Annotated in this window: 20 protein-coding genes and 1 tRNA gene; 9 read left to right on the forward strand and 12 right to left on the reverse strand. The window is 66.4% G+C overall.

The features are described 5' to 3' along the window. The first annotated feature begins 17 nt into the window (after positions 1–17). Positions 18–791 (forward strand): SapC family protein, encoded by a 774-nt coding sequence (locus tag GO308_RS11300; RefSeq protein WP_066477337.1) that lies wholly within the window; start codon positions 18–20, stop codon positions 789–791. A 234-nt stretch (positions 792–1,025) separates the two neighbouring features. Here the strand turns inward: GO308_RS11300 and GO308_RS11305 are convergent, their stop codons facing one another. Then, positions 1,026–1,883: an N-formylglutamate amidohydrolase gene (locus GO308_RS11305; protein WP_240885492.1), complete on the reverse strand. Its 858-nt coding sequence runs from the start codon at positions 1,881–1,883 to the stop codon at positions 1,026–1,028. A gap of 98 nt (positions 1,884–1,981) precedes the next feature. Here GO308_RS11305 and GO308_RS11310 point away from each other — a divergent pair, with 98 nt between their 5' ends. Together GO308_RS11310 and GO308_RS11315 are read left to right on the forward strand one after the other, a co-directional pair. Beyond that, the gene (locus tag GO308_RS11310; protein WP_066550626.1) at positions 1,982–2,359 is read left to right on the forward strand and encodes a response regulator; all 378 of its coding nucleotides are present in this window, start codon (positions 1,982–1,984) and stop codon (positions 2,357–2,359) included. A 163-nt stretch (positions 2,360–2,522) separates the two neighbouring features. Next, positions 2,523–2,597: transfer RNA gene (locus GO308_RS11315), tRNA-Val, on the forward strand. A gap of 84 nt (positions 2,598–2,681) precedes the next feature. On the opposite strand, the gene GO308_RS11320 is transcribed toward GO308_RS11315, so the two are convergent. The 4 genes from GO308_RS11320 to GO308_RS11335 form a co-directional block, all read right to left on the reverse strand. Beyond that, positions 2,682–4,907, reverse strand: a complete 2,226-nt coding sequence (locus GO308_RS11320) for an alpha-galactosidase (RefSeq protein WP_240885493.1) — start codon at positions 4,905–4,907, stop codon at positions 2,682–2,684. Between the two features lie 88 nt (positions 4,908–4,995). Beyond that, a complete protein-coding gene (locus GO308_RS11325; RefSeq protein WP_240885494.1) occupies positions 4,996–5,517 on the reverse strand; it encodes a hypothetical protein in 522 nt (173 codons plus the stop codon). Between the two features lie 17 nt (positions 5,518–5,534). Further along, the gene (locus tag GO308_RS11330; protein ID WP_240885495.1) at positions 5,535–7,151 is read right to left on the reverse strand and encodes a hypothetical protein; all 1,617 of its coding nucleotides are present in this window, start codon (positions 7,149–7,151) and stop codon (positions 5,535–5,537) included. Between the two features lie 100 nt (positions 7,152–7,251). Beyond that, complete coding sequence (locus GO308_RS11335) at positions 7,252–9,903, reverse strand: TonB-dependent receptor (RefSeq protein ID WP_240885496.1); 2,652 nt, start codon at positions 9,901–9,903, stop codon at positions 7,252–7,254. 131 nt (positions 9,904–10,034) lie between these two features. Between GO308_RS11335 and GO308_RS11340 the strand changes: the two genes are divergently transcribed. Continuing rightward, positions 10,035–10,757: a FadR/GntR family transcriptional regulator gene (locus GO308_RS11340; protein ID WP_066544126.1), complete on the forward strand. Its 723-nt coding sequence runs from the start codon at positions 10,035–10,037 to the stop codon at positions 10,755–10,757. Here GO308_RS11340 and GO308_RS11345 read toward each other — a convergent pair. The 6 genes from GO308_RS11345 to GO308_RS11370 form a co-directional block, all read right to left on the reverse strand. After that, positions 10,754–11,461: an RraA family protein gene (locus tag GO308_RS11345; RefSeq protein WP_240885497.1), complete on the reverse strand. Its 708-nt coding sequence runs from the start codon at positions 11,459–11,461 to the stop codon at positions 10,754–10,756. The two genes, GO308_RS11340 and GO308_RS11345, sit on opposite strands and share 4 nt — an antisense overlap. Positions 11,462–11,562: 101 nt before the next feature. Continuing rightward, entirely contained in the window at positions 11,563–12,657 is a 1,095-nt protein-coding gene (locus tag GO308_RS11350; protein ID WP_240885498.1) for a hypothetical protein, read from the reverse strand. A gap of 21 nt (positions 12,658–12,678) precedes the next feature. Beyond that, complete coding sequence (locus tag GO308_RS11355) at positions 12,679–14,490, reverse strand: hypothetical protein (RefSeq protein WP_156454293.1); 1,812 nt, start codon at positions 14,488–14,490, stop codon at positions 12,679–12,681. A gap of 90 nt (positions 14,491–14,580) precedes the next feature. Then, positions 14,581–16,383 (reverse strand): glycoside hydrolase family 55 protein, encoded by a 1,803-nt coding sequence (locus GO308_RS11360; RefSeq protein ID WP_240885499.1) that lies wholly within the window; start codon positions 16,381–16,383, stop codon positions 14,581–14,583. Positions 16,384–16,438: 55 nt separating this feature from the next. Further along, positions 16,439–19,159: a TonB-dependent receptor gene (locus GO308_RS11365; protein WP_240885500.1), complete on the reverse strand. Its 2,721-nt coding sequence runs from the start codon at positions 19,157–19,159 to the stop codon at positions 16,439–16,441. A 136-nt stretch (positions 19,160–19,295) separates the two neighbouring features. Then, positions 19,296–20,108: an IclR family transcriptional regulator gene (locus GO308_RS11370; protein WP_240885501.1), complete on the reverse strand. Its 813-nt coding sequence runs from the start codon at positions 20,106–20,108 to the stop codon at positions 19,296–19,298. Between the two features lie 152 nt (positions 20,109–20,260). Here GO308_RS11370 and GO308_RS11375 point away from each other — a divergent pair, with 152 nt between their 5' ends. Further along, on the forward strand, positions 20,261–21,001 hold the full coding sequence (locus GO308_RS11375) for an RraA family protein (RefSeq protein WP_066477180.1): 741 nt from the start codon (positions 20,261–20,263) through the stop codon (positions 20,999–21,001). A gap of 70 nt (positions 21,002–21,071) precedes the next feature. On the opposite strand, the gene GO308_RS11380 is transcribed toward GO308_RS11375, so the two are convergent. Next, positions 21,072–22,484: an endo-1,4-beta-xylanase gene (locus GO308_RS11380; RefSeq protein WP_240885502.1), complete on the reverse strand. Its 1,413-nt coding sequence runs from the start codon at positions 22,482–22,484 to the stop codon at positions 21,072–21,074. 134 nt (positions 22,485–22,618) lie between these two features. Between GO308_RS11380 and GO308_RS11385 the strand changes: the two genes are divergently transcribed. Genes GO308_RS11385 through GO308_RS11400 form a run of 4 tightly spaced genes read left to right on the forward strand, consistent with a single transcriptional unit; the run spans position 22,619 to position 26,664 of the window. Continuing rightward, on the forward strand, positions 22,619–23,362 hold the full coding sequence (locus tag GO308_RS11385) for an SDR family oxidoreductase (RefSeq protein WP_240885503.1): 744 nt from the start codon (positions 22,619–22,621) through the stop codon (positions 23,360–23,362). Positions 23,363–23,378: 16 nt separating this feature from the next. Further along, positions 23,379–24,569, forward strand: coding sequence for an enolase C-terminal domain-like protein (locus tag GO308_RS11390; protein ID WP_240885504.1), 1,191 nt, complete (start codon positions 23,379–23,381; stop codon positions 24,567–24,569). Positions 24,570–24,592: 23 nt separating this feature from the next. Then, a complete protein-coding gene (locus GO308_RS11395; RefSeq protein ID WP_240885505.1) occupies positions 24,593–25,810 on the forward strand; it encodes an MFS transporter in 1,218 nt (405 codons plus the stop codon). Further along, positions 25,807–26,664: an SMP-30/gluconolactonase/LRE family protein gene (locus GO308_RS11400; protein ID WP_240885506.1), complete on the forward strand. Its 858-nt coding sequence runs from the start codon at positions 25,807–25,809 to the stop codon at positions 26,662–26,664. The genes GO308_RS11395 and GO308_RS11400 overlap by 4 nt, the downstream gene beginning before the upstream one ends. Positions 26,665–26,707: the final 43 nt, after the last annotated feature.

Below are 26,707 nucleotides of genomic sequence, written 5' to 3' on the forward strand. Positions count from 1 at the left end.
CAAATCAGGAGACGATGATGGCCAGCGCGCCGCAGCAGCAGCTTCCCTTGTTCTACAACCAGCTCGAACCGCTTTCGAGCCAGTCGCACGCCGATTACCGCGTGCGCGCGGCGCGGCTGGCGCCGTTCCTGGTCAATGCGCACGCGGTGCCGGTCACGGTCGAGGAATTCCCGATGGTCCAGCGCCGGATGCCGATCGTGTTCTCGATCGGTGACGACGGCGTTCCGCTCGGCCTGATGGGCCTCAACGAGGGGGTCAACGTCTTTTTCGACGAGACCGGCAAGCTGCTCGACGACGGGCTGTACATCCCGGCCTATATCCGCCGTTATCCCTATCTCCTCGCCCGGCTGCGCCCCGACAGCGACGAATTGTCGCTGTGCTTCGATCCGACGTCGGACACGATCGGATCGTTCGACGACGGCGAGCCGCTGTTCGTCGATGGCGAGCCGAGCGAGCTGACCAAGGGCATCCTGCAGTTCAACGAGCAGTTCGAGCAGGCCGGCCAGCGCACCGCGTTGTTCATGAAGGAGCTGCGCGACCTCAAGCTGCTGATCGACGGCGAAATCTCGATCCAGCCGGACGGCGCACCCCAGCCGTTCATCTATCGCGGCTTCCAGATGGTCGACGAAAAGAAGCTGGCCGAGCTGCGCGGCGACCAGCTGCGCAAGATCGTCCAGAACGGGATGCTGCCGCTCATCCATGCCCATCTGTTCTCGATGGGGCTGATGCGCGACCTGTTCGAGCGCCAGGCGCGGCAGGGCAAAGTGCCCGGAATTACCGTAAACGCCTGAGCCGGAATGTGATTTGCGGGAAGGCACAGCCCGGCGGGTTGTTGCCTTCTTGCGATTTTCGACAGCCCGCCGCTTGAAAGCGCGGGACGTCTTCCTTATGTAGATCAGGCACGGCGCGCCCGCGTTCCCCCCTTTCGCGGGCCCGTGCGGCACATCCTCGGATGTGTCTCCTCCCTGAACCTTGGCCACCTCGTGCTTCGTGCACGAGGTGGTTTTTTATGTGCGTCGCGCCCGCTACTCGGCGGCGGCGGGCAGGACGGTGATCGCGTCGCCGATCGCGTCGATCAGCCGGCGGACCAGCCGCGCGCTGGCCGCGACACCCTCGGGGTCGGGGCGGTCGAGCGCGGGATCGAGATACAGCCGCCGGTCGAGCTCGATCTGGATCGCGTGGATGCCGCGTGCGGGATCGCCGTGCCGGTCCAGGATGTGCCCGCCGGCATAGGGCGCGTTGAGCGCCGCGCGCATGCCATGGCCGGCCGCCGCACCCTCCACCTGCGCGACGATGCGCGCGCCCGCCGACGTGCCGAACCGGTCGCCGATGACCAGCCGGGTCAGGTGATGCGGGGGCGCGAGCGGCGGCATGGAATGGAGGTCGATCAGCACCGCGACGCCGAACCGCGCCCGCGCCGCGGCCAGCAGCCGCGTCAGCATCGCGTGATAGGGCCGATGGTCGCGCGCGATCCGGTCGCGGACATCGTCGGCCTCGATCGGCCATTTCCAGATGTCGCCGACCGGGCTCACCCGGCGCGGGATCAGTCCCAGCCCGCTCTTCGCCTTGGCCGACAGCATTGCAAGCGCGCTCGCGCCGCCGGCCTCGACGCGGGGATCACGGTCGCGCTCGGCACGGTTCAGGTCGATCCACGCGCGCGGCCTGCGCTGGATCAGCATCGTTTCCGTACCGCGCGCGGCGCGCGCGACGGCGTCGACATGCCGGTCCTCCAGCGCGCGGATGGCGTCGACGGGCACGCGCAGCGCCGCGGTCAGCGCCGGGGGGTAATCGCGCCCGGCATGGGGCACCGACACGATGACCGGGGTCGCCGGCTCCGCCGGACCGATGATATCGAACGAGGGAATCGCCGCTGGACTGGCCACTGGTCCGGAATAGGGACTGGTCCGTCGACCGACAATCGGGCGCGTCTGGAAAATCTTTACCGGTTGCCGCATAAACGGTGCGGTCGCGGAGGTTGACGATGATCCGAATCTTGCTGGCGGAAGACGATACCGCCATGCGCGAATATCTGACGCGGGCGCTCGAACGCTCGGGCTATGCGGTGACCGCGGTCGATCGCGGCACCGCCGCGCTGCCGCTGATCGAAAGCGAGCCGTTCGACCTGCTGCTCACCGACATCGTCATGCCCGAAATGGACGGGATCGAACTCGCCCAGCGCGCGTCGGAAATCGTGCCGGCGATGCGCGTCATGTTCATCACCGGCTTTGCCGCGGTAACGCTGCGCGCGGGCCAGACGCTGCCGCAGGCGCGCGTCCTGTCCAAGCCGTTCCACCTGCGCGATTTGGTGATGGAGGTCGACCGGATGTTCGAACGCGAGAGCATTCCGTCGCGCAACTAGGGGCTGTTTCAGCCGGGCTGAGCCAGGCGCTTTACCGGCACTGATTTCGCAAAGCTGAAAACGAGTCTGGCGTACGACCGCGGCGTGGCGGCGCCGTCGCACCGAATCGCGCCAAGCGTCTTGCCAGCGCGCACGCGGCCCGTTATGGGCCTCACTCCCCGGCGGGCGTGTAGCTCAGTGGTAGAGCACTGTGTTGACATCGCAGGGGTCGCAAGTTCAATCCTTGCCACGCCCACCATCGAAAACCCCGCTTTCTCGGCAAGAGACGGCGGGGTTTTTGATATCCGGCGCTGATGTGCGTGATTTCCGGGGCGGCCGGGCGTCAGGGCGCGGCACGGCCGGTCGCGTCGGTGCTGTCCGCGATCTGGTCGAGCACCCAGCCCTGAGCGACATAATCCCCCCGCATCGGCCCTTCCCAGCCGATGTTCATCCAATAGGCGCCGCTCCGCACCGTCGCCGCGGTGCCGGCATCCGCGCCGAGCCGGCTGAGCCGGTAAAGCCGGTCCGGTACCAGGCCGGCGGCGCGCACGTTCGCCAGCGGCTCCAGCCTGGAACTGCGATGGAGATAGGCGAGCACGACCATCTGTTTGCCGTCCGCGCTGCGATAGGCGACGGCGGACCGCGTGCTTTCGGGGGCGGGGCGCTCCAGGCGGAACAGGTCGCCGTGCTGGATGGTCGCGCGCACGCTCTTATAGGCGGCGACCCACTTCGCCGCCTCGGCCGCTTCCGCTTCCGTCCATTTGCGCAGGTCGACGCCGATGCCGAGCGCGCCCTGCATCGCGGACAGGAACCGGAACGCCAGGCTGGTGCGGCGGTCGTTGGCCCAGTGCGGACTTTCGGTCACCCAGGCGGTCATGATCTGGGGGGCATAGGCCTGGGTAAAGCCGTCCTGGATGAACAGGCGGTCGAACGGGTCGGTATTGTCCGACGGCCACACCCCGTCGGCAAAGCGCAGGATGCCCAGGTCGACCCGCCCGCCGCCGCCCGCACAGCTTTCGATCTCGAGCTTGGGGTGCCGCCGCTTCAGCTCGGCCAGGATCCAGTAGAGGCCGTGAACATAGTCGACATACAGCCGCTGCTGGTCTTCGGGCGGGGCGCCGATCCAGCCCGGCTCGGACCAGTGGCGATTATGGTCCCATTTGAGGAACGCGATGTCGTGCCGGCTGACCAGCGCGTCGATCGCATCGAGCAGGTGCTGGCGCACATCCGCGCGCGCCAGGTTGAGGATCAGCTGGTTGCGCGATTCGGTGCGCGGCCGTCCGGGCATGGCGATGACCCAGTCGGGATGCGCGCGATACAGGTCGCTGTCGGGGTTGACCATTTCGGGTTCGACCCACAGGCCGAAATCCATCCCCAGCGCCCGGACCCGCGCGATCAGCGGGTCGAGGCCGGCCGGAAACTTGGCCGGGTTGACGACCCAGTCGCCCAGCCCCGCCTTGTCGCTGTTGCGCGCGCCGAACCAGCCATCGTCCATCACGAACCGCTCGACGCCCAGCCGGGCGGCGCGCTCGGCGAGCGCAACCTGCTGGTCGGCGGACACTGCGAACTGGGTGGCTTCCCAGCTGTTGTAGAGGACCGGGCGGGGCCGCGCGTCCGGCCCGCCGGGCAGGACATGGCGGCGCTGGAACCGGTGCAGCAGCCGCGAGGCGCCGCCCATGCCGTCCGCCGAATAGCCGCCATGAAAGTCGGGCGAGGCCAGGGTCTCGCCGGGTTGGAGCCGGTACCCGAAATCGAACGGGTTGAATCCGCCGACGACGCGCACATCGCCCATCGCGTTGCGGTCCACGCTGATGCGCCACGACCCGCTCCACGCCAGCGCGCCGAACCATACGGGCCCGCCGCTCTCGCTCGCCGACCCCGCGCGGTCGATCGCGAACCAGGGATTGGCCTGGTTGCTCGTCACCCCCCGGCGGCTTTCCAGCACGGTCGTGCCGCCGCTCACCGCGCGCAGCTGACGCTGCCATTCGGCGCCCCAGCGGCCCGACAGCGAATGGAGCCGGTAATCGTCGCCCTGCGGCAGCGTCCAGGCGGCGGCGGCGAACTGGTCGACACGCAGCGGCGTCCGCCCCGCGTTGCGCAGGCTGGCGGATCGGGTCACGATGCCCGTGTCCTCATCGATCCGGTAGGACAGGCTGACACTGACCGGGCGATCGATGTCGCGCAGTTCGACGATCAGCCGGCCGCCCTCCACCCGGTGCGCGTGATAGCGCAGGACCAGATCGCGCACCCCGTCGGGCCAGGCGATCTTCACCGCCGGTTCGGTGTACAGACGCCCGCCCCAGGCGGGAAACTCGAGCGGCGCGATCGAGCTGACCGGATCGAGCCCGGACAGGTTGGTCAGCGCCCGGGGCGCGAGCCGGTCGTCGCGGCGCAGCGCCGGTCCCCAATAGATGTGCTGGACCGCGCCATCGCCCGTCACCCCAAAGGCATAGGTGACCCCGCCGCCATCGAGGCGAAAGCTGCGCCCGTCATCGCCGACGCTGATCCGGGCCGACGTCGTCGCCGGCCAAAAAGCCGATGCAAATGCCGCGACCAGCAGTACCGCCACATGGCCGCCAATCCGGCGCGCAACCCCTTGCACCCGCTCCCCCCAAATGCGTCGGACCATGCGTCGAACTACCCCCTGGCTGCCATGTTCAGAACGGCACGCCAGCATCGGGGACATTGTCTTCCTGGGTCAATGTCACGCCGGGCGGGCGCACTTCAAAGCCGGCGCGCCCATTGCTGATCGTAACCGACGCCGGGTCGATGGCCAGCACGCGGAAACCCGCGCCGATCGGATCGCCGCGCCCGGCGTCGCGCGTCGTGCCGCCGTTCAGGCGATAGCGGATGCGGCCGGGGTCGCCGGCCTGCGTGATGGCGACAAGCTCGAAGGCCAGGCGTTCGTCGCCCGGCAGCACGACGCGCGCATCGACGGCCAGCGGCGGCTCGGTCAGCGGCAGGGAAGGGGGCTCGACCGCGGCCAGCGGCTGCACCACGGCGTCCGGCACGACCCGCGGCGGGGGTGGCGGCACGGCCGGGCCGGTAATCACCCGGCCCGGCGCGTCGTCGCCCCAGTCGTTTCCTGTCCAGACCGCAGCGCCGACCAGCCCGGAGAAGACGACGCCGGCCAGGATCCAGCGCCACCGCGGTTGGCCGCGTCGTGGGCGACCGGCCATGGCGTCGTGGTGTCGGCTCAGGGGGTCTGCGGCCGGTCAGCCGCGGGCAGCATGTTGTTCCGGCCCCAGTCGGCCACGCCCGGACCGAACAGCGGCCAAGGCTTGCTCCCCAGATAAGCCGGCTTGCCCGGCGCATAGAGCGATGCCGGGAAGGTGCCGTTGGGATCGATTTCGACATCGGGCGTCACGACGGTTTCGCCTAGCCGGTTGGCGCCAACCTTCTTCACGATATTGGCACCGTTGTACGGACCCTGCGATCCGGTGGAGGTGTAATCGATCTTGGTGTCGATCTGGTCGTTGCCGACAATGGTGATCCCGAAATGCGTGAAGTTGCCGGAGGATGCCGGCCCCTGGAGCGCGATGCCGTTTGCACCGTTGATCCCGGGCCGGCGCAGCTGGTTGCGGTACATGGTGTTGTAGAGGCCCTGCGTCTCCAGCATCCCGGTGTCCGACCGCCCGTCAAAGATCAGCACCGCGCCCTGGTTGCCCTCATACAGGTTGTTGTGCGCGGTATAGCCATGCATGTCGAGGTCGCCCGAGGTGCCGAAATAGCCCGGCTCCGCGCTGTTATATGCCACGACGCAGAAATTGGTGCCGATGTGCAGGATGATGTGGTGGCGCAGGTTCCACAGCTTGTTGTTCGACACCTCGCAGATCGACACGGCGCCGACGTTGATGCCATAGGCCTTGCCCCCGTCCCCATAGCCGGCGACCGGATCCACCGAATTGTGAACGTCGTTGTCGGTGACGAGCGCGTTGTAGACGGAGCCAAGTGAAATCCCGCCGGACACAAGGTTCTTGACCTCCGTGCCGCGGACATGCGCGTTCCAGGCGTAGCGGATGAACAGATTATGAGTTCCCGCGGCGGCATTGCGGGTCCGCGTGATCGTGAAATTCTCGAACGCCACATTCTGGATCATATTCACTTTGACGAAACGCGGCTGGCCGGGAACGGTCGCGGTGCCGTTGTAATTGAGCCCAAGCCGGCTGGCGAAGGTGACGCGGCGCGTCGCCGGGTCGATCGCGGTAACGCGCAGGAACTGTTGCCAGTTGTGGCCGCTAAAGCCGTTCGACCGCGAATTGTCATAGACGCGCAGGATGTCGTTCACCGCGATGCCCGACACGTCGGCGGCGATCATATAGTCGTCGCCGCGCATCGGCACGTTGGTGATGGTACCGATTTCGGTCGAAAAGCCGCCGCCCAACAGCGTGAACTGGGCATTGGCACTGCTGGGCGCGGAGATGACGAAGGTCGTCAGCCCCTTGCCCGCACCGCGGATGACGATGTTCGACCGGCTGATCGTCACCGACTTTTTCAGCTCATACTGGCCGGCGGGGAAATAGATCACCATCGGGTTGGGGCTGGAGGCGGCAATGGCCATGATCCGGTCGGCGACGTCGCTGCCGTCGTTGGGGACGATGACATTCGCCGCACCGACCAGCGATGCGTTGGTGACGTCACGCACCGTCCAATAGGTGCTGCTGAAGGTCGAACGCGGGTTCCAGCCGCCAAAGGTGGGCAGATAGTCGGTCGGCACCTCGCCATAGCTGATCTGGGCGTTCGCGCCGCCGGACCAGCTCATGCCCAGTCCGGCCAGCAACAGGCACAGCATTGCCGCGATCCGTTTCATCATCCTCGCCTCCTGTCGGCGGCGGAATGCCGCTCTATTTGAACGGATCGTTATGACAGTTCCGATTTGAGATCAATCTCAGAAGTTCATTCCGGGCATCGCATCACAAACTAAAGGCAAATCCCAGAAAGTAGCGGCGATCGTCGAGGATCGTCGTGACCCGCCGCGCCGCGATGCCGTCGTAACGGATTTCGGGCCGCTTCAGCAGGTTCTGGGCATCGAAGGTCAGCCGGAGGCCGCGGCGCAGGTCGAGCTGGAACGACCCGTCGAGCTGGTTCTGGTCGTCGATATAGCGGCTGCCGCCGGCGGCAACGGACTGGACGTTGAGGAGGTAGCCGCTGCGCTGGGTATAGGCGAGGCGCGCGGTGACCGGGCCCTTTTCGTAATAGCCGATGAGGCTGAAGCTGTGCTTGGACAGGAGCGGCAGCGGCAGGGTTCGCCGGGTCAGCGGGTCGACGATCGGCGTCCGGCTGCTGGCATAGGTATAATTGGCCTGCACGCCCAGCCCGTCGAACGGCGCGGGCAGGAAGCTCAGCTGGTGCTGATAGTTGAACTCGACGCCGCGTACCCGCCCGTCCGAGCCGTTCTGGGGCCGGGTGATCAGAAACGTGTTGCCGGTGCCGTTGGCGTTGATGAACCCGTCGATCGTCTCGACCGTCGAAACCAGCGAGGTGAAGGACTTGACGCTCTTGGTAAAGGCGGTGACCGCGAGCAGGTTGGCGCGCCCGAAATACCATTCGAGCGACACGTCCGCCTGGTCGGCCTGATACGGGTTGAGCAGCGGATTGCCCCCCGTCCCGGTCAGGTTGACGATGTTGATGTTGACCCCGGGCGCCAGGTCGCTGAGCGGCGGCGTGGCGAGCACGCGCGCGCCCGCGACGCGGAGCAGGAGGTCATCGCGCAACTCGAAGATCAGCGTCGCGCTCGGCAGGAACTCGTCATAGCTGCGGTCGTACCGGATCGGCAGGAAGCCGCCCTGGTTGGCGGTGAAGCCCAGCGCCTCGCGGTTGGTGCTGATCCAGCGGACGCCTGCATTGCCGCGAATGTCGATGCCGAACAGCGTGCCGTCCAGGTCGACGCGGCCATACAGGGCATGGGTGCGCTGCTGGACATTGTTGCTCTGGCCCACCGAACGCTGCGGCGTATAGCCGAACCCGGCGCGCAGCGCCGCCAGGTCGACCGACCCGCCCAGGAAGTTGTTCGGGAACAGCCCGCTCAGCCCCTCGAGCAGGTTGGTGTCGCCGAGCCCGGTGTAGCGAAGTCCGGGAATCTCGTTGGCGGTGACGATGCCGTCGCGATTGGTGTCGGCGATGGCGACCGCGCCGGCGAGCGTCAGCGGCGCATCAAATCGCTCGGTGTTGAAGCCGCGATCCTCATAGCGATAGCCGACCGCCACCGCCTTGAGCAGCCCTGCGCCGATATCGCGCACCAGGTCGACGCGCGCCGCCTTGGCATCGTTGTCGATGGTGTTGAAGCCGTCGACCAGGCCCGACAGCTGGTAGTTGGTCGGATCGTTGACGTCGAAATTGCCGGTCAGCGCATAGGAAGGCACGTCGGTCGGCGACAGCAGGTCATAGGTCACGTCGACGGTCCGCCCGGCGCGCGGGACGACGATCGGCGTCGCGCTGTTGCCGGTGACCGGCGACGTGCCCGAGCTCAGCGAAACGTCAGCCGAGATGCGCCAGTTGTCGGGCGTCCAAGTCACGTTGCCGCCCAGTACGTAGAGTTCGGAGCGGTCCTGTTCGTAATAGATCAGCGGCCGCTGGATGATGCCGGCGAACCGGCCGGAAGTGACCGTGTTGCCCGTCCCCACGCGGGCACCGACGTCGTTATCGTTCAGCAGCGTCTGGAACCGCTGCGCGCCGGCGAACGCGTCGAACTGGTTGTACGTGCCCTCGATGTTCACCTCGAGCGTTTCGACCGGGCGATACTGCACCGCGCCGCCGATCGTCAGGCGATCGGCACGGCGCGGCAGGCGGATCATCGCGAACCGGGCCGGGCGGTACAGCCCGGGATCGTTGACGCCGTCGCCATTGCCGTCGACGCCGCCGGTCAGCACATAGTTGGACAGCTCCTGCGTCTGCTGCTCGTTGTAGATCTTCTGGAACGCGACGTTGAACAGCACGCCGACCCGGTCGTCGAACAGCCGGGTCGACGCCAGCGCCGACCCGCGAAAGCCGTATTTCTCGGCGATGTCGGCATATTGCCCCTGGGCGCGCAGCGCGAAGGTGCCGGCGGGCAGGTCGAGCGGCCTTTTGGTGCGCAGATTGACGGTGCCGCCCAGGCCACCCTCGATCTGGTCGGCGGTCGGCGATTTGAACACGTCGATCGCGGCAATGATGTCGGGGCTCAGCACGTCGAGCGCGGCCGAGCTGTCCGGCGTCGGCCCGACAAAGGGCCGGTCGTTGACGAGGACGGTGTTGAGCGAGATGCCGCGAATGGTGAAATTCTGGCCCTCGCCGTTGCGGCGGGTGATCTGCACGCCGGGAATGCGGCTCAGCGTTTCGACGACATTCTGGTCGGGCAGCTTGCCGATATCCTGGGCGGAAATCGAATCGACGATCGCGACGGCATTGCGTTTGGTCTCGATCGCCTCGGCGATCGAGCGGCGCAGCCCGACCACGACGATCTCGTCCTGCGTTTCCGGCTGGGCCGCCGGCTCGGCCGGGGGCGCATCCTGCGCCAGCGCGGGCATCTGCCACAGCGCCGAGCTCGCCATCAGGCCCATGGCAACACGAACCGAACCTCTCATCATCAATCCTCTCCCCGACGATTATGCTTATAACCTATCTGATATGTTAAAGCTTGTCGTCGGTCAATGCTTGCCCTGTCGGATTCTTATCTCATATGTGAGATGGGCGACCGATGACGTGGGCGAGGCCAAAAATGCTTGAAATGGAACGGATCAATCCGGACAAAGCGCTTCTGTCCGACATTGTCGCCCAGCGCCTGACCCAGCAGATCATCGCGGGCGCGATGATGCCGGGCGACACCCTGCCTTCGGAAGGCGACATCTGTCGCGCGATGGGGGTCAGCAAGCCCGTGGTTCGCGAAGCGGTGCGCAAGCTCGCGGCGCTCGGCATCGTCGAGATCCGCCAGGGCAAGGCCAGCACGATCGGCGAGCTGGCGCCCGAACCCGTGCGTCAGATGCTGCGCTTTGCGATGCACATCAATCCCGACGGGCTGAACGAGGCGGTCGACCTGCGCCGCGCGATCGAAACCCATGCCGCGGTGCGCGCAGCGGAGTACATCACCGATGAGGAGATCGACCGGCTCAAGCAGGTGCTGGCGCAGATGGAGGGTGCGCTGGCCGACCATGACCGGTGGGTGGCGCTCGACCTCGAATTTCATCAGCTGATCGCGCGCGCGTCGCACAATTCGCTGATCGCGTTCATGATCAACGCGCTGTCGGATTCGATGCGCGAGGTGATCTCGACGCTGCATGCCCAGATCAAGGTGCGCGACGACCGGACGATCGAACGTCACCGCGCCGTCGCAACCGCGATCGCCGCGCGCGACCCGGCGGCGGCCGAAGCGGCGATGCGCGATCATTTCGCCGCCACCCGCCCCGTGATCGAGGCGATCATGGCGGAACGATCGGGGCGCTAGAGGCGTCCGTATTTCTGGTATACCGCCTCGGTATCCGGATTTTCCGCGAATTCGGTCCGCGCCGAATTCTCCAGTCCCGCCAGACGTTCGGCAGCTTCCAGCACTGCGACCGTCAGGGCCTTCGGGATCGCAAGGACGCCGTCCTGATCGGCGAACATGAAATCGCCCGGATGCACGGTCACCGTCGCGCTCATCGCCCCGCGCAGCGTGATCGGCACCTGCCAGCGATAATAGGACCACCGCTTCTTCGCCTCGACCGGCGAACGATAGCGCGCGAAGACCGGGAACCCCATTTCGCGGAGCAGGCGGACATCGCGGACGCCGCCGTCGACGATCGCGCCCACCGCGCCGTGCTTCACGCCAAGCGTCGCGTTCATCTCGCCATAATGGGCGACCCGGACGTCGAAGCCGCAGTCGCGCACGTCGACGCACGGGTAACGCATCTCGCTGAACAGCCGGATGCGACGCTGGCTCAGCTCTTCGTCGCCCATCGGGTCGGACACGCCCTGGATGGTGAAGGCGGGGCCGACGACCACCGATCCGGGCTCGATCGGCACCAGGTCGGTCGCTAGCACCTGGTTGGGATACCCCATTTCGTCGAGCACATCATAGATCGCGCCACCGTAAAGCCGGATATAGCGGACACGCAGGTCCTCGACCGCCGCTACATCCATCGATTGCCCGTCATCCCGCACGCCTGTCATTTTCACTCCCCTCGCGCATATTACCAATCACATATCGGATATGTTATTGGCATTCAAGCCGGAGCAGGCGGTGAAGGATGCAGGATGCCGAGCGGATGGGCTCAGCGTGCGCGACCGACCGTCGACCAGCGCCGAATGACGGCTTCCGCGGGTTTGCCCTGCACGGTGAAACCCGTGTCGCCGCCGGGTTGGGCGTAATGCGGGCGCTGCTGCTGCTCGTCCCATTTCCACAGCTGGCAACCCGCCCACCACGGCTCGTTCCAGAAGGTGCGGAACATGCCCTCCAGATAATTGGCCTGGACCATGCCGTCATAGGGGGCGGCGTTGCGATACTGGCCCGTCGACTTCATCCCGCCCTTGACCGACCGGATGCCGGCCTCCGACCAGAACAGCGGCTTGCCGATCGCGGTCGCGATTTCGCGATACTGCGCCCGCAGCGGGGACAGGACGCGGACCACGTCGTCCGGCGTCGGCGATTCGGGCTCGGGCAGGTCGGGGTAGAAGCTCAGGCCGACATAATCGACCTCGCGCATCCATGCCTGCACCGCCGGATCCTTCATCGAATCCTGATGCGCCGCGACGCACAGCGGCCCGCGATAGACGTCGCGCACCTTGGCCACGGTCTGCCGCCACAGGTCGGTCTGCGGATAGGTGCCGACCAGCTCGGCACCGACCGCGAACGCCTCGACATCCAGCATCGTCGCCATGCGCGCATAGTAGAGCATCGCCTCGTTCATGCTGGCGAACCAGGTCGGCCAGTAGTTGTTGGTCCGCCCCAGGATCTGCTGGTCGTCGAGCGGCGGGAAATTGATCCGCCCGCGCCAGCTGCTGTCCTGGATGTCGAGCAGCGGCTTGAGCAGCACCTTGATCCCGCGCTTGTGGAAACGGTCGATCACCGCGGCGAGCTCAAGGTCGTCGGCGGTGTAGGTGAAATCGCGGTACATCCGCAGGCTGCCGATCGTGTCCTGCATCAGCATGACGATCAGCGATACCCACTTGACCCCGATATCGGCCATCGCATCGACATCGGCCGCGCCCTTGGCGCGGAAATAGCCCTGCTTGGCGAGATAGCCATAGTTCATGCCGTGAAAGAACAGCCCATGGTCATCGCCGGGGGCGGCGCGCGCCGTCCCGGCGATGATCCCCGGAACGACCGGCAAGGCCATTGCACCCGTCAAAATGTCTCGCCGGTTCATTTCCGCCTACTCCTTCGTCGTTCAGTAACTGGGGCTGGCGTCACGCCGCGCCTTCTGGTCGAGATACAGCGACTGCGGCTCGAGCGTGGCGCCCTGGTTGATCAGCTCGGCAAAGTCGGCCGGGGCGAGGAACGCCGCGCCGTTCAGGTTGAGGCTGGCCGTATTGCCCCGCGTCCCGATGACATAGCCGAACCCGAACTGGTGAGAACGCACGAACACGTTCGTCCCCAAATCGTCCTTGATCAGGTTCCAGAAGACATTCTGGGTTCCCGTCACGCCCCCGCCGTTGCTGGTGGTGCCGCGGTTCTGGCTTTCCCAGCCCGGACCGACGATGCGCATGCCGTCGACCAGATTGGCGTGCGCCAGGCTGCCGTGATAGTCTGAAACCGAAACCGGGTTGATCGACGCGCCGCCCAGGAGCACGTTGCCCGATGCGGTCAAGTCAGACATCTGGAAATTGTGCCGCCCGCCCTCGGCATAGGCGTTGCGGATCAAATTCTCCTGCGCCGACACAAAGAACAGATAGCCGTTGCCGCTGCCCAGCCGATTCTGTGGAAACGAAATCGAGCAGTCGAGCACCGAAATGCCGCGCGCCGACCGCGTGATCGCGATGCCCAGCGACTGGATGTGATAGGTTGCGTTCGCCTGCGGCTTGAACGTGCGGACATTGCGGATCCACCCGTCCATCACCCCGGTCACCCGGATCATCACCGCGTTGCTCGTTTCATAGGCGGCGGTGCCGCGGGTGTTGATGTCCGCATCGGTCAGGCCGGGCTGGGTGTTCTCGCGCATCGCGAGATACAGGTTCTCGATCCCGACATTGGTCGATACCGTGCCGGTCCGGTAGATGCGCGGGTTGTTGCCGGTCGTCGCATCGGGATTGAGGATGTAGCGCACCGGGATGTCGAGGCGCAGCTGGTTGCCGGGCAGGATCGCCTCGATCCGCCGCATCGCCACCTGGCCCTGCGCCCAGTTCGCCGACCCCCAGCAGCCATTGGCGTTGCAGCCGTTCTGGTTTGGCCCCATGCCGTGCAGATCGCGGAACGCCGGGGTCAAATCGGTCCGCACGATGATCGACTGGCCGACCGCCAGCCCCGCGGTCGATGCGACGGTGATCGTGCGCGTCGGATCGTTGGTCGCGCTGGTGACCGCGACGGGCGTCGTCGCCTGGTCGGTGAACCAGATGTCGCGATTGTCGGTCGGCCCCATATCGATCATGCGCTTGGCGCGCATCACCGGATCGTCGTTGAAGACGTAGGCCTGGGGCGTGCCGGATGCGTTGGTCTGGCCGCGCAGGATCACGTTGCTGCACGGCAGCCGCAGCGCATAGGGCGCGGTGCCGACCGGGCGGATGCGATAGCCGCCGCCGGGCAGGAACACGACGCCCCCGCCCGCCGCGCAGACCGCATTGATCGCGTTCTGGATCGGGGTTGTGGCGTCGGCAGCATTGGGGTTGCTGTTCGCGCTATAGCTATTGTCGGCCCCGAACTGGGTGACGACGTTCACCTGATGGCCGTTGTTGAAGCTGGTCGGGATCGGCGCGTCGCCCATCGCATAGCCGGCGTATGAGAAGTCCTGAAGGAAACGGCCGGACGAATCCTTGTTCCCGCCCTCATAGAGCGGAAGCCAGTTGGCGGGATAGAGCACGCTGCGAACGGTGCTGGCCGACTGGGCGGCGACCGTCGACAGGGCCGAAAGCCCGTCTCCGGTCGCCGGCAGCCGCACGGCACCCGCGGAGGTTGTCGCTGTTCCGAGCCACCCACTGCTACTCGCCAGCGCCGCGCCGGCCAGCGCCAGCCCGCCTAGCACCAACGCCACATATCGTCTTGCCATCTCGCCTCTCCCAGTGCCCGCACGTGCTTTGTGCACGCCGGTATCAGACTTAAGATATCCGATAGGTGACGGCTTGCCAATGGCAGGGGTTCAGTAGTTCGGATTGGCGTCACGCTTTGCCTTCTGGTCGAGGTAGAGCGAGGTGGGGGCCAGGTTGACGCCGTTGTTGAGCGCCTCCACCCAGTCCGAAGGTGCCGAGATCGTCGGCCCCCCCACATCGACCGACGCGGTGTTGCCCCGCGTGCCGATGATGTAGCCCCACGCGAACTGCTCCGACTGGATGAAGATACCGCTGGCGGTGTCGCCCTTGATCACGTTCCAGAACACATTCTGGGTGCCGGTGATGCCCGCGCCGTTGCTCGTCGAGCCGCGGTTGATCGTCTGCCAGCTGTTGCCGATCGTGGTCACGCCGTCGATCAGGTTGGCGTGCGACAAGGCGACGTGGAAGTCGTTGGTGCCCTCCGAATTGATCGTGCTGCCGCCCAGGATGACGTTGCCCGACGCGCTCATGTCGGTGATCTGGAAATTGTGCCGGCCCCCTTCGGTCACGCTGTCGCGGATCAGGTGATCCTGACCGGCAACGACCATCAGATAGCCGTTGCCGCCGCCCAGGCGGTTCTGCGGGAAAGACATCGAGCTGTTGAGCACCGAGATGCCCCGCGTCGACGCAGACAGCGCGATGCCGATCGAGGACAGGTGGAAATTCTGGGTGTTCACCGCGGGCCGGAAACTGTGGACGTTGCGGACCCAGCTGTCCTTGGCCCCGGCAAAGCGGATCGCCTGCGCGCCGCTCGTCTCGTACGCGGCGGTGCCGGGCGTGTTGATCACCGAATCGGTCAGGCCCGGATTGGGATTTTCCCGCATTCCGATCGCGATGTTCTCGATCCCGACATTATAGGTCGCCGGCGTCGTGCGATAGGCGCGCGGGTTGTTGCCCGTGCTGGGATCGGGATTGAGCAGGTAGCGGATCGGCGCGTCGAGGCGGATGCGGTTGCCCGACAGGATCGCCTGTACCGTGCGGTAATAGAGCAGGCCCTGGCCCGATCCGTCCCACCAGCAGCCATTGGCGGTGCAACCGTTGATGCCCGCGGTCATGCCATGCTGCGCCTTGAACGCCTCGGTCGTGTCGGTGCGGATGACGATCGGCGCGCCGACCTGAAAGGCGCTGGTGCTGCCGACGGTGATGATCCGCGTCGGATCGGTCACCGCCTGGGTCACCGGCGTCGGGGTGGACACCTGCGACGTGTACCAGATGAACCGGTCGTCGACCGTGCCGACGAAGATGACCCGCCGCGCGCGCATATTGGCCAGGTCGTTGAACAGGAACGTCGCCGGCCTGCCCTGGGCATCGACCGCGCCGCGCAGGATCAGGTTGTTGCAATTCAGGTTCAGCGCGGCGGTGTTCGTCCCCTGCGGCCGGATGCGATAGGTGCCCGCCGGCAGGAAGACGGTGCCGCCGCCCTGGGTGCAGATCGCGTTGATCGCGGCCTGGATCGCGTTGGTGGCGTCGACCGAATTGGGGTTGGTCGTCGCGTTATATGTGTTGTCAGCGCCATATTGCGTGACCGCGTTGACCATGCGGTTGTTGCCGAAGCCCGTCGGGATCGGCTTGTCGCCATTGGCGTAGCCCGCATAGGAAAAGTCCTGGAGGAAGCGGCCGGCCGCGTCCTTGCTGCCGCCTTCGCCCACCGGCAGCCAGCTGTCGGGATAGAGCGCCGACCGGATGAGCGAAGTGACCTGGTTTGCGAAGGTCGGCAGGGCCAGCGGAGCGGCGGCCTCCGGCTGCGGACTGGTGAGCGTGCCCGACGGTGCGCTCGCCGTAAACGCGAGCGCACCGAGCGCCAGGAGGCAGGTCCCGCCGACAACGGCGCCGAGCGAATGCGCGTGCTTCATCGTGAACTCCTGTAAAAAAAGAGCCCGCCGAAGCGGGCTCCAAGTGGGAGAGAGGTCAGAAGTTGAAGGATGCGCCGAAATAGAAGCGCCGGTCGTCGCGCCATGCCGTCGCCAGCCTGTTCTCGGTGCCGATGAACAGGGTGCGGGTCGATCGGGTCAGGTTGATCGCGTCGACCGTCAGCGTGAAGTTGGGCGAGATCTTGTACGAGGCCGAGGCGTCGAGCTGGCCGTAATCGTTCTGGAACACGCTGCCCCCCTGCGATGCCGATTGCTGCACGGACAGGAACTTGCTGCGATAATTATATGCGACACGCAGGTTGACCCCGTCGCGTTCGTAATAGCCGACGAGATTGTAGCTGTGCTTCGACAGGTTGGGCAACGACAGCCGTTCGCCGCTGAACTCGTCGATATTGGGGGTCGAGCCGTTGGCGTAGGTGTAGCTGAGGTTGAGCCCGAGCCCGTCGAGCGGCGCGGGCAGGAAGGTGAAGGCGTGGAAATAGTTGAACTCCACGCCCTCGATCTTGCCGTCGCTGCCGTTGGCGGGCCGGCTGATGATGTAGAGCGAGTTGGTCGTGCCCGGCGCGATGATCTCCGGATGATCCTCCTCGACCTGGATGGTGCGGGTAAAGGCGGACACGTCCTTCTTGAACAGCGCGACCGACAACAGGCTGGCCTTGGCGAAATACCATTCCGCCGACAGGTCGTACTGCGTCGCGGCATAGGGATCGAGCAGCGGGTTACCCGCGCTGCCGGTGTTCGATGTCGGGTTGAACGAAATGCCCACGCCGGTGAGCGACAGCGGCGGGCGGGCGATCACCTTCGCGGCGGCAAGGCGGACCTGGAAGTCAGGCGTGAACCGGGCCGACAGGTTGGCCGAGGGGAGCCAGTTGTTGAAGGTCGCGCCCTGCTCCACCGGCAGGGTGGTCGTCGCGTTGACCAGGCTGAACCCCCGCGACAACCGCTCGCTGCGGACATAGCGGACGCCGGCATTGCCGTTGAGCTCGATCCCCGCGATCTCGCCGCCGAACGTCGTCATCGCGAAGCCGGCATAGGTATCCTGCTCGACGTCGAACAGCGTCTGCTGCTCGAGCGCCAGGTCCTGGGCGGTGCGGTTGCGGCCGAAGCGCGCGACAAAGGCGTTGATGTCGAAGCTGCCGACCAGGATCGTGCGGGGAAAAGCGCCGTCATATCCCTCGAACAGCGTGTTGGACTGGCCGTTATAGGCGAGGCCCGCAATTTCGTTGCCGCGCAGCGTGTCGCCCGGCGTCGGGTCGCCCGCCGCCAGCTCCGCCGGGGTATGCGTCCGGCCGACGACGCGCTGCTCGAGCGTCTGGCGCTCGTAGCGTCCGCCGACCTTGAACGATTTGATGAAGCCCCAGTCGACTTCATAGGTGGCGTCGAAATCGACATCGCGCCCGCGGTTGGTCGTCAGGTAATTATTGTCGACGACGGTGAAGCCCTCGAAGTTGCGCGGGTTGGTGACGTCAAAGTTCGACGAGATGTTGTAGTTGGGCATCGGCGCGTCGGCGGTCGACCAGTCATAGGTGACGCTCGCGGTCTGGCCCGCGGCCTGGCGCAGCACGACGACGAAGTCGTTGCCGGCATAATAGTTGGCGCTGCCCGACGTGCCGTCGTTCGCGCCATCGGCGTCGCCGAGCGAGATGCTGCCGTTGACGTTCAGCGTCAGCGGACCAGATTCGAAATTGACGTTCAGCTGGTGCGCGTTGGTTTCGGTCAGGCTGGGGCCGCTGAAGATGATCGGGCGGATCGTCACGCCGTTCACCGTCGCCTGGTCGATCGTGCCGTCGGCGAGCGCGACGACATTGGTCAGGTTATTGGTGAACAGGATCTGGTTGGCGTTGCGCGTGCGGTCGGTTTCCGACCGCGAATAGAAGCCGTCGTAGGTGAAGGTCAGCGAATCGATCGGCCGGAACTGGACTGTGCCGTTGAGGCCGAACCGCTCCATCTGGTAGCGCAGATCATAGGTCTCGATCCGGTTCGGGCGGAACAGCCGCGGTGCGCTCGCGCCCGGACCGGTGGCGGTCAGGCCGTTGACCTGTGAATAGCCGCGGGTGAACAGCCCATAGGTGCGGCCGTTGAACACCGACCCGGTGGTGCTGACCAGCACGCCCAACCGCCCGTCGAGCAGCTGGCCACCGACCGCGAGCGCGCCCTTGGCACCGAACCGCTCCGACTGGTCGCCATAGGATCCGTTGATCCGCCCGGCGAACAGCATGTCCTTCAGGTCGAGCGGGCGGCGGGTCTTGAGATTGATCGCCGCACCCAGCCAGCCCTCGATGATGTCAGCCGACGGTGATTTGATCACGTCGACCGACGCCAGGATTTCTGACGGAAAGTCGTTCAGATTGGGGTCGCCGTTCGACGACGCGCCGATGAAGTTGCGGCCGTTCAGGAGCGTGCGGTTCAGGTCGATGCCGCGCACGTTGATCCGCGATCCCTCGCCCTCCAGCCGGGTGATCTGGACGCCCGGAATGCGGCTCAGCGTTTCGGACACGTTCTGGTCGGGCAGCTTGCCGATATCCTGCGCCGAGATGCTGTCCAGGATGTTGGCGGCGTTGCGCTTGGTGTTCAGCGCATCGGCGATGCTGGCGCGGATGCCGGTGACGACGATGTCGTCGGATTCCGCGGGCGGTGCCTCATTGGTCTGGTCGGGTGTATCCTGCGCGGCTGCCGATGCCGACCAGAACAGGCTTGCCGTCGACATCGCCAGCAGGCTGGGCGCGAGTCGAATCAGGCGCGTACGGACCGTTCGCATATTTTTCCTCCCCTATCGCGGCGGTCCGGCTTACGCCGAATCTCACCGATCGTTCCAATATGGGTGGAGGTCATATGCGGTTCTGTTTTGGACCTCAAGTCCTTATTCATTCCTATTTGAACACAAATAATAAAGTTCAGAGCGCGCCGAGCGATTTCGACAGATTCTGGGATGCGGCGATCAGCAAGGGCATGAGTCGCCGCTCCTGCGCCATGCTGTCGGGCTGCGCGAAATAGGTCACGCTGATTGCGGCGATCGCCGCGCCGTCGAACCCGAATACCGGGGCTGCCAGCGCGTGGACGGCCACATTCCATTCGCCGCGATCGCGGCTGATGCCCTCCGCCCGGATGTCCGCGAGCGCCGCGCGGATGACCGCGGGATCGGCCATGGTCGCTGCGGTGAAGCGCTCCAGCTCGCCCGAAAGGACACGCTCGACCAGTGCCGGCGGCGCAAAGGCGAGCAGCAGCTTCGAGGCCGCACCTGCATGCATGGCAAAGGTGCTGCCGACCCGCGACGTCGGCGCCATATCGCGGCTGCTTTGCACGACGTCGACGACCTCGGCGCGATCATCGCTCACGACGCTGAGCTTGCACGTCTCGCCCGTCTGCGCGGCGAGTTCCGCAAGCACCGGATGCGCCGCCTTCAGCAAGTCCGCCCGACTCATGTCGCGCCGGACGCCCTGGGCCAGCGTGATCAGCCGAAAACCGAGGCGAAAGCGCCCGTCCGCGAGCTTGCCGACGATGCCGCGGGCGGCAAGCGTGTTGAGAATGCGGTATACGGTCGATCGCGGGACGCCCGTCGCGTCACAGATCGCGCCGATGCTTTCCCCCTCTTCGGACCCGTGCAACAGGTCCAGAATATCCAGCATCTTGTCGATGACCGGAATGCGGTGGACGGACTTTCCCCGGTCTTGATCGCTTCCATCCGCGTTCATGGTCTCGTTCAGCATGCTCAGGCCCTTCGCTGATCGCGGCATATTCAGCATCTGAACCCGACACGCAAGCGGCTGCCCCGTCACCATTATAACTCGATTGACATCAGTTCATTACTGGAACATCAATCGCGCAACTTCATTGGTGAACATTTCTCTGCGGAGGGGATATGAGTGAGCAGTTGCGCCGCGAAGCGGCGATGATGGACATCGACGCGCTGATCGAACAGCGCGAAGGGGTGTCCGCCGATCCGCTCTCGGTCGACCAGACCGAACTGCTGGCTCGGTATGAGAAACTTTACACCGGCCTGGTCAGCGACGTGCTGCGCGAAATGCTCATGCTCGACCAGGCGTTGCCCGGTGCGCTCATTCCCTTGCGGCCCGAAAAGACCGTCGCCGGCATCGCGTTCACCGTCAAGAGCGCGCCCAACGTCAAGATTACCGGCGAGATGGAAACCCGCACCGAAATGCTGTCGGCGCTGACCCCGGACGCGTTCATCCTGTGGGATTCGTCGGGCGACGAGCGCGCGACGCTGTGGGGCGGGGTGATGACTGCGACCGCCAGCGGCCTGGGCGTCCGGGCCGCCTGCGTCGACGGGGGCATTCGCGACACGCACCAGGTGCTGCAAAAGGATTTTCCGGTCTTCTACCGCTATCGCAGCCCCAACGGGTCGCTCGGCCGGTGCCAGATCACCCATTATCAGATCCCGATCAAGATCGGCGACGTGCTGATCAAGCCCGGCGACGTCGTGCTGGGCGATATCGACGGCGTCGTCGTGGTGCCCCGTGCCCAGGCGGTGGCCGTGCTGGAACGCTCGGAGGCACTGCGCCGGTCGGAGGAGCAGATTTTCGACTGGGTCGAGAACGGCGATAGCGTCGAACAGATTACCGCACGCGGCGGCTATTTCTGATGCGGCGGCCCCGGGGCTCCCCCCGGGGCGTCGTCCGGCGGCATTGCTCCCCCCGCCGGTGGAGGCGGGGTCATGGCAGCGATACGAGCCAGTTGGCGTCTTCTCCGGGCGCGAGTGCGCGCGCATCGACCCATCCGCCGGCGTTCGTCTCCACCTCGATCCGGTAGTCGCCGTGGAACAGCCGCATGTCGGCCTGACCGGCGGCATCGGTCGTGGCGCGCACGTCGCTTTTCCATTCGGTGTTGATCAGCCGGTCGAGCGCCAGATAGGCGGGCTTCGGCCGCAGGCTGTCCTTTTCGAGCAGCCCGCCGTTCCAGCGGTCCTCGCCGGCATAGGCGGTGCCGTCTGCCAGGTTCCACCACGTGATCGCCTCGACCTTCGGATGCGAGAACCACAGGCGATACAGATTGCGCGTCCACGCCGCCTGCATTTCGGCCCCGCCGAACTGCGGCAGGGTGGGAATGGTGATCTCCGTGACATGCAGCGGCCGCTCGAGCCGCGCATAGAGGTCGAGCGCGGCAAAGAGCTGGCGCGGCGTGCGCAGCTTCCCCGCCAGGCTGTCGGCAACCTCGGCTTCGGCGAAGTAATGCATCTGCAGCCCGACCGCGTCGACCCGCTTGCCGCGCGCGATCAGGCTGCGCAGCAACAGATAATAGGGCGTGCCATCGCCACCGATCTCGTCCCATGCCTCGGGCGTCGCTTCGTTGACCAGCAGCGTCGTATCGTCGGGAAATGCAGTGTCGGCCGCATCGAGCGCGATCGCCGGATAGTCGGGCGGCATCGCATCGGCCGGGAAGCGCCGGCTGCTGTGCAGCACCTCGTTGACGACGTCCCACACGCCGATCCGGCCGCCGAAGCGATCGGCGAGCATCCGTGCCCGCCGTTCGATCAGCGCAATCCGCTCGGCGTCGTCGCGCGGCCAATAGGCCGGGATCGACAGGTCGGGCTGGTTCCACACCAGGACGTGCCCCTTGGTGCGCAGGCCCCAGCGTTCGGCGAATGCCAGCACCCGCTCGGCCGGCGGGCGGCGATACAGGGGGGCGCTTGTCTCGTCGATGCGGTACGCTCCCGGCGTCGGTTCGAAATCGCGCCAGTAAAAGGGCACCGTGACGATGTTGAACAGCCGGGCAAAGGCCGCTTCCCACGCTGCATTGCGCGCAGGGTCGGCAAAGCCGCCGACCATGAAGCCGTTCGCCCCGAAGTTGAACTGGTGGCGCGTCTGCCTGACCCGGACCCGCCCCTGGACAGGTCTCCCGGCACGATCGCGCAACTGCAGCCGGATGTTGCCCATCCGGTTGGCCCGGATGCCGTCGGCGATCCGTCGCTCGACCTCAGGGTCGCTCCACAGGCGCGTCCAGGCTTCGGGTGATGTGCTTTCCGGCGCGGCCGCGATGCCGGGCGCGACCAGCCCCCCGCCGGCCATTCCCCCGCCCATCAGCGCCATCATCGCGCGCCTGTCCATCGCGATCGCCTCGATTGTCATCCTGCCCAACTCCAGTGCTTGTTCCGCACCAACATATCGGATATGTGATACTAACGCCATGCTTTCGTATATGAATAGTTGACGCTCAAATTCTCTTTTGACAAGCTAAGAGCATAATTCATGAGGAGAGGGTATTGAGCGGGGGTGCAGAATGCCGGGCCGCCCTGGTTACCGGGGGGACCCAGGGCATTGGCCTGGCAATCGCCGCGGCGCTGGTTGGCGCGGGGTGGCGGGTCGCGATTCACGGCCTTGACGATCCCGCCGCGTGCGACGCCGCCGCGGCGCGCTTGCCCGGCGTCCCGATCCTCGCCGCCGATCTCGCCAATCCGGGCGCGGCCATCGGGCTGCTCAACCAGACGCGTGCGGTGCTGGGCGATCCCGACTTGCTGGTACATTGCGCCTCGGCCGAAATGCGCCGGCCGCTGGTCGCGTTCGACCGTGTCGAGGCGGAGCGCCAGATGGCGATCAACCTCTGGGCGGGCGTCGAGCTGATGACCGGAGTGTTGCCGGCCATGGCTGCGCGCGGCTGGGGCCGGATCATCGCGATCGGCAGCGTCCAGCAGGTGAAGCCGCATCCCGACATGCTGGCCTATGCCGCCAGCAAGGCCGCGCTCGCCAATGCCGTCCGCAACATCGCGCGGCAGGTCGCGGGCGACGGGATCACCGCCAACATCATCGCGCCCGGTGCGACGCTGACGCCGCGAACCGCGTCGGTGCTGGCCGATCGCGCATATGCCGACCGTGTCCTTGCCGCCATTCCGGCGGGGCGGTTCGGCACGCCCGACGACATGACCGGCGCCGCGTTGATGCTCGCCGGCGACGCCGGGGCCTATATCAACGGCCAGACGATCTTCGTCGACGGCCTGATGAGCTTCTGACCGACAGGAACCTTGTATGAAGATCACCGACATCCGCGTCCGTTGCGTGGCGATTCCGATGAATTGCATGCTCCGCCACAACACCGGCGTCCACCCCGGTTACCTGATGCGGACCATCCTCGAAATCTTCACCGACGAGGGCGTGGTGGGCCTGGGCGAGGTCGGCGGCGGCGACCAGCGCAGCGCGCTGACCAAGCTTGCGCCGCGCATCATCGGCATGGATCCGTTCCAGCTGGAAACGATCAAGCTCAAGGTGCTGCGCAACATCTATTACATGTCGAACGCCCGGCTTTATGCGGCCATCGAGATGGCCTGCCTCGACATTCAGGGCAAGGTGCTGGGGCGGCCGCTGTCCGACCTGCTCGGCGGATCGGTCCGCGACGCCGTTCCCTTCATCGCCTATCTGTTCTGGCGCTATGACCGGCCGGGCGGCGGCGACGACACGCGTGCCGAGGACCTTGCCGATCACTGCGAGGAACTGGCCGAGACGCTGGGCGTGCGCGCGATGAAGCTCAAGGCCGGCGTGATGGACCCCGGTGAGGAAGCGCGCGTGCTCGAGCTGTGCCGCGAACGGCTCGGTCCCGACTTCGGGCTGCGCATCGATCCCAACGGCGTCTGGTCCGTCGCGACCGCGACCCGGATCGGCCAGCGGCTGGAACCGCTCGGCATCGAGTATTTCGAGGATCCGGCCTGGGGGCTGGAGGGCAATGCCGCCGTGCGCCGCGCGGTGCGGATGCCGATCGCCACCAACATGTATCCCGCCAAGTTCGACGATCTGGGTCCGGCGATCCGGCTGGGCGCGGTCGATATCGTGCTGACCGACATCCATTATTGGGAGGGGCCACGCGGCGTGAAGGAGCTGGCGGCGGTGTGCCGGACCTTCAACCTCGGCGTCGCGATGCATTCGGGCGCGGAGTTCGGCATCGAGCTGGCGGCGATGATCCATACCGCGTCGACCATCCCCGAAATGCGCTTCGCCGGCGATGCGCATTATCATTACCTGACCGACGACATCATCGAGGGCGGGCCGATGCGGTATGCGGACGGCGCGATCCGCGTGCCCACCGGTCCAGGCCTGGGCGTCACGCTCGATGAGGACAAGATGGCGCATTACGAGCGCTATTACGAACAGGTCGGCGACTATTACGCCCGCTTCCACGTCGATCCGAAGCGGCCGGACTGGATGCCGATGGTCGGCGCGCTCTGACCATGATGCCGCGGGGGCAGGGCATGGTCGCCTTGGCGTTTGCGCTGGTGGCCACGCTGTTCTTCATCTGGGGCTTCGCGACGTCGACGGTCGACACGCTCATCCCGTCGGTCCGGTCAATCTTCGATCTGACCTATCTCGAGGCGGTCACCACCCAGTTCGCCTTCTTCATCGCCTATGCGCTGATCTCGCTGCCGGCGGCGGCGCTGCTGGCGCGCATCGGCTACGCCGCGGCGATCGCGGTGGCGCTGTCGGCGATGCTCGCGGGCTGCGTCGGCATGGCGCTGGCCAGCCGTGGCGACAGCTATCCCGCGGTGCTGGCGGCGCTGTTCGTGATCGCCAGCGGCGTCACCCTGCTCCAGGTCGCGGCCAATCCCCTGGTCGCCGGGCTCGGTGCGCCCGAACGGTCGCATTTCCGGCTGACGCTGGTTCAGGCGTTCAACTCGATGGGCTCGATCGCCGGGCCCTATATCGGCGCGCTCATCCTGCTCGAAGGCGGCATGTTCGCGGCGGGCGGCGACACCGGGGGCGGCCGCGCCGCGTCGCTGGCCAAGATCGAGACGCTGTTCGGCGCGCTCGGGATCGTCGTCGCCGGCCTGATCCTCGGCGCCTGGCTGAGCCGGCGGATCATCGACGGTGCCGCCGCATCGCCCCGGGGGTCGGCCCCCCCGACCGCGGCGATCGGCGACCGCTGGTCGCTGGCGGGCTCGGCCGCGATCTTCCTCTATGTCGGCGCGGAAATCTCGATCCTCAGCCTGCTCATCAATTTCCTGTCCGAACCCGTGATCCTGGGCATCAGCCATGAAGCGGCGGGCAAGCTGCTCGCGCTCTACGGGATCGGGCGGATGACGGGCCGCTTCGTCGGCAGCGCGGTGATGACGCGCGTGCCGGTCGGCGCGCTGTTGACAGCGACCGCCGGGACCGCCGCGGCGCTGTGCCTCATCCCGTTGACGCTCGAGGGCGCATGGGTCGGTTATGTGACGCTGACCATCGGCCTGTTCACCTCGATCACCTTTCCCGCCGTGTTCACCCTGGCGCTGGAACGCGCGACGGCACCGCGCGCGGCGGTGTCGGGCCTGCTGGTCATGGGGATCACCGGCGGCGCGTTCCTGCCGCTGATTGCCGGTATGCTCGCCGATCGCGGCGGCATCGCGAGCGCCTTCGTAGTGCCCGTGATCGGCTTTGCCGGCGTCGCCTTCTTTGCCTGGCGCGCGCACCGCTGGCGGGGGCTGTCCCGATGATCGAGGTCGTCTCGGGCGAGGTGCGCAGCCTGCTGGGCGAGGGCGCCTGGTGGTCCGCGCGTGACGACGCCTTCTACTGGGTCGACATCCTCGGGCGGCGGCTCAACCGCTGGCGCGCCGCGTCGTCGCCCCCGCTCGCGTCCTGGGATGTGCCCGAAATGATCGGCTGGGTGATCGAACGCCAGGGCACGCCCGGCTTCGTCGCGGGACTGCAGTCGGGGGTCCATGTGATCGATCTCGACCCGTTCCGGTGCACGCCGCTCGCTGCGTTCGGCCTCGATGAACCGGAGATGCGGCTGAACGACGCCTGCGCCGACGCGCACGGCAACATCTGGGCAGGGACGATGCGCATCGCCGCGGACCGTCCCGTCGGCGCGCTGTATCGCTTCGATCCGGCGGGGGATGCGGTCCGGGTCGACACGGGGTATACCGTGCCCAACGGCCCCGCGATCAGTCGCGACGGCCAGCTACTGTACCATGCCGACTCGCCGCTGGGCCTCGTCTATCGGCTGCGGCTGGACGGTCCGCAGCGGATCGCGTCCTGCGCCGTCCACATCGCTTTCGACCCGAGCTGGGGAAAACCGGACGGCATGACCGTCGATGCCGACGACTGTCTGTGGGTGTGCCACTGGGATGGCGGCCGGGTCAGCCGCTTCGATCCGTCGGGCGGGCTGATGCGATCGATCGAGGTGCCGGCGTCGCGGGTGACCAACTGCGCGTTCGGCGGGGCCGATCTCGACCAGCTCTACATCACGACCGCGGCCAAGGACCGCCCCGACGAGCCGCTGGCGGGCGCGATCTTCCGTGCCGACCCCGGCGTTCGCGGCGTCCCGGCGAACCGCTATGCCGGCTAGCGCCGCCCGGGCCCGCCACACCGCGACTTTCGACCAGGGATCA

Source organism: Sphingomonas sp. SFZ2018-12 (assembly GCF_022496715.1).
Lineage (GTDB): Bacteria > Pseudomonadota > Alphaproteobacteria > Sphingomonadales > Sphingomonadaceae > Sphingomonas.

Excerpts from the sequence above, each read along its gene's own strand:
- GO308_RS11300 (WP_066477337.1), top strand. The coding sequence starts at position 18 with ATGGCCAGCGCGCCGCAGCAGCAGCTTCCCTTGTTCTACAACCAGCTC.
- GO308_RS11310 (WP_066550626.1), top strand. The coding sequence starts at position 1,982 with ATGATCCGAATCTTGCTGGCGGAAGACGATACCGCCATGCGCGAATAT.
- GO308_RS11325 (WP_240885494.1), bottom strand. The coding sequence starts at position 5,517 with ATGGCCGGTCGCCCACGACGCGGCCAACCGCGGTGGCGCTGGATCCTG.
- GO308_RS11330 (WP_240885495.1), bottom strand. The coding sequence starts at position 7,151 with ATGATGAAACGGATCGCGGCAATGCTGTGCCTGTTGCTGGCCGGACTG.
- GO308_RS11335 (WP_240885496.1), bottom strand. The coding sequence starts at position 9,903 with ATGATGAGAGGTTCGGTTCGTGTTGCCATGGGCCTGATGGCGAGCTCG.
- GO308_RS11340 (WP_066544126.1), top strand. The coding sequence starts at position 10,035 with ATGCTTGAAATGGAACGGATCAATCCGGACAAAGCGCTTCTGTCCGAC.
- GO308_RS11345 (WP_240885497.1), bottom strand. The coding sequence starts at position 11,461 with ATGACAGGCGTGCGGGATGACGGGCAATCGATGGATGTAGCGGCGGTC.
- GO308_RS11350 (WP_240885498.1), bottom strand. The coding sequence starts at position 12,657 with ATGAACCGGCGAGACATTTTGACGGGTGCAATGGCCTTGCCGGTCGTT.
- GO308_RS11355 (WP_156454293.1), bottom strand. The coding sequence starts at position 14,490 with ATGGCAAGACGATATGTGGCGTTGGTGCTAGGCGGGCTGGCGCTGGCC.
- GO308_RS11360 (WP_240885499.1), bottom strand. The coding sequence starts at position 16,383 with ATGAAGCACGCGCATTCGCTCGGCGCCGTTGTCGGCGGGACCTGCCTC.
- GO308_RS11365 (WP_240885500.1), bottom strand. The coding sequence starts at position 19,159 with ATGCGAACGGTCCGTACGCGCCTGATTCGACTCGCGCCCAGCCTGCTG.
- GO308_RS11370 (WP_240885501.1), bottom strand. The coding sequence starts at position 20,108 with ATGCTGAACGAGACCATGAACGCGGATGGAAGCGATCAAGACCGGGGA.
- GO308_RS11375 (WP_066477180.1), top strand. The coding sequence starts at position 20,261 with ATGAGTGAGCAGTTGCGCCGCGAAGCGGCGATGATGGACATCGACGCG.
- GO308_RS11380 (WP_240885502.1), bottom strand. The coding sequence starts at position 22,484 with ATGACAATCGAGGCGATCGCGATGGACAGGCGCGCGATGATGGCGCTG.
- GO308_RS11390 (WP_240885504.1), top strand. The coding sequence starts at position 23,379 with ATGAAGATCACCGACATCCGCGTCCGTTGCGTGGCGATTCCGATGAAT.
- GO308_RS11395 (WP_240885505.1), top strand. The coding sequence starts at position 24,593 with ATGGTCGCCTTGGCGTTTGCGCTGGTGGCCACGCTGTTCTTCATCTGG.
- GO308_RS11400 (WP_240885506.1), top strand. The coding sequence starts at position 25,807 with ATGATCGAGGTCGTCTCGGGCGAGGTGCGCAGCCTGCTGGGCGAGGGC.